This is a genomic window from Pseudomonas lundensis (assembly GCF_002269125.1).
Classification (GTDB): Bacteria; Pseudomonadota; Gammaproteobacteria; order Pseudomonadales; family Pseudomonadaceae; genus Aquipseudomonas; species Aquipseudomonas lundensis_A.
The window spans coordinates 1-2,810 of sequence record NZ_NQKI01000076.1 but is presented as its reverse complement, the minus strand read 5'-3'; the positions used below and the strand labels follow the sequence as shown (position 1 = coordinate 2,810).

Genomic DNA, 2,810 nt, shown 5'->3' with positions numbered 1-2,810 from the left:
GAATAACCCCCAAACAAAAGTTGGCCCTGGCGGCCTGACCTCTATTTTTGGTAAGTGCTAAAAGTGGGGGGATTACCATGGCATCCCCGAAATGCTCATCGAGCTAGGGTTTCATGCCGAGCTGCCATGCCGCAGGATCTACCTCGGATCTATGGGCGAAATCCATATTAGGGTAGAGAAGTACGATTCTTGAAAACACTTCCTCTTTGAGCTGTCGCCCTATCGTAATCGCGGGTTGAGTTGTCGCTTGCATGCATTTATTGGCGCGCCCTGCGGGATGGCTGTCGTGAACTAAGCCCTGTGCCGGGTCTCGGCACTACGGGCTTCCATCCGCACGCCTTCTACCTGTTTCCTGCGCGCTCCGCTTGCGTAACGCGGAGGGCGATGTAGCTCACCGCATATCCAACCAACCATGTCAGTCTCATAGACACGCAAGAACGTTGCTCGCTATCGACAAGAAGCCTTGTTTTATTGGAATTTGACGGAAGAGTGGCATGTCTAGCGCCAAAGTTTGAAAATGAGGTGACGGAGGAACGGTCGAGCGAAGGGGCAGGTTTGATCTAAGTATCTAACTGACGCTTCGGGCGCTACTTAGTAATCTTTCAAGTACCACTTCGAGCCGGCGATGCGTGTTTTCGGACTGTATGCGCCTCAAAGAATCTGATCGCCCATGACGGCGCTGTTGAGCGGCTGAAAGAATTGGGGCGTCAGCCGTATCTGAGGTGATTGCGAGTAGCCCTCTTGTTCCCAGATGCTCCAAGAACGCTATCTGCGCTGAGCTCGGGAGATATCCCCGTCGCAACAACTCCTGCGATGCGACCTTGGCTTTACATCCGCAGAAAATCACAAGTGTGGTTATGTGACGGAGTTCGTCAGCGAGTCGGTGAAGGTTACCGGTTTGCTTCAGCTCGGTGTCGGTCGCTTCCGATCTGCCTGTTCCACTGCGATATTCGATTTTGTCCCACGCATTTGTAATGGTGACTTCTGCGCGCTCAAGGGATGGCAGGCCGAGACGAGGCTTTAGCATCTCGAGAAGACGTTCCAAATTTCTCCCCGTGACTCCCGCAGCAGGGTGTCCAGCCTGCTTTTCAAGTCGGCCTGGGCAAGAGAGGACGAAAGCGACCTCATTCCGGGATCCTATTTCTAAGTGTGTGCTCATGAAACCCAACTATCAGAATGGCCAGAATGGCGAAATGGTACGTCTGCATACACCTGGTGGAAAAGACGGGGTGATGCTAGCAGGCCAGACTCGAGTAGAGATATGCAAAATTGCTGCATTTCCCTTTGCCCCCCTAATGCTTCGAGACCTAAGTCGATAAGAAATGGGAATAATACTTGCTGCCCTAATCATTAGCGACGCCCTGCTTCTGGCCGATAGTGTCCTGTCTCAGAAATAAATTTCTAGCCTGAGCTATGCTTCTGTGGTCAGTCAGTGCTTGGAGTGATCACATGAACTCTCAGGACATCGTGCTCAGTGAAGACGAACAAATTGAACTGAGTCGACGCATAAGGTCGGCCACTATCAGTCAGCGCGACGGTCGTCGGGCGCGGGTGATTTTACTGGCGGCTCAAGGCCGTTCGCGCAACGAGATTGCCCAGTTAACCGGCCTCTCCGTTGTGTCAGTCACGCGCTGGTGCAAGCGTTTTCAAGAGCTGCGTCTGCAAGGCCTGGTGGATCTGCCCGGACGAGGTCGCAAGCCATCCTTGCCGGCCGAAGCGTTGAAGCGAACCCTTGAACAAGTCACTCAGCCGCGTATCGGTCAGCCCCGCTGGAGCTGTCGAAGCATGGCTCGAGTCGCCGGCATTTCACCGGCCAGCGTCCAGCGGATATGGGCCGCCAACGACATAAAACCGCACCTGACACGCACCTTCAAGCTGTCCAACGACCCTAACTTCGAAGAGAAATTCTGGGACGTCATCGGGCTGTATCTGGCGCCTCCCGATAAAGCCCTGGTGCTCTGTTGCGATGAGAAGAGCCAAGTTCAAGCCTTGCAGCGCACGCAACCCGGATTGCCGTTGGGTATCGGTCATATCCGGACACAAACCCATGACTATGTTCGTCACGGCACGCTCACACTGTTTGCGGCGATGGATTATCTACAAGGTCGACTGATCAGCAGCATTGAAACGCAACACCGACATCAGGAGTGGTTGGCCTTCCTGAAAAAGATCAACCGGGAAACACCCAAGGGCCTGCAACTGCACTTGATCGTGGACAATTACGCCACGCACAAGCATCCGGTGGTCAAGGAATGGCTCAAGCGACATCCGCGATTTCACATGCATTTCACCCCGACCTCCAGTTCATGGATGAACATGGTTGAACGCTTCTTCCGGGATATCACCGTTTTCTTGCGTGACGCCAGCTTCAGTTCGACACGTGAATTGGCCAGCTCCATTACCACGTTTTTGGCGTTACACAATGCTCAGCCAAGCCGATACGTCTGGAGTGCAAAAGGTGAAGACATCTTGCGCAAGATCCAGCGTGCACGAGAGGCGATGACATCACAGTCTAAAGAAAACGTTTTTTCTGAGACGGCACAATAGTATGTCTGTAAAGGCTGCTACCCACGGAGAAGATCATGGGGGGCTGGACGCCATTAATGGTCGATGGGGCAGGGGCAAGATGCGCTTGGCGAGTGTATCGCCCGACCCTGATTGGGGGATGCGCAGGGAGATGATGAGTCTGAGCTTTACGACGCGGCTTGATCGCTTTGGACGGTTTATTGCAAATGATCTTGCCCAGCACGAGTGGACACCCCGTTAAGCGATAAACTGCAACGAGGTGAACCATGGCAAGAACCGCTACC

General features: G+C 53.7%; 1 protein-coding gene and 1 pseudogene. Both read left to right on the top strand.

Translation table 11 applies throughout. The features are described from left to right. Nucleotides 1–1,449 precede the first annotated feature (1,449 nt). Nucleotides 1,450–2,547, top strand: a complete 1,098-nt coding sequence (locus CJF39_RS22420; protein WP_094995350.1) for an IS630 family transposase — start codon at nucleotides 1,450–1,452, stop codon at nucleotides 2,545–2,547. Between the two features lie 43 nt (nucleotides 2,548–2,590). Further along, nucleotides 2,591–2,736: pseudogene (locus CJF39_RS23575) on the top strand (DUF4113 domain-containing protein); the annotation flags it as partial. Between the last annotated feature and the right edge of the window lie 74 nt (nucleotides 2,737–2,810).

Coding starts and splice junctions, on each gene's coding strand:
- CJF39_RS22420 (WP_094995350.1), top strand. CDS start 1,450: ATGAACTCTCAGGACATCGTGCTCAGTGAAGACGAACAAATTGAACTG.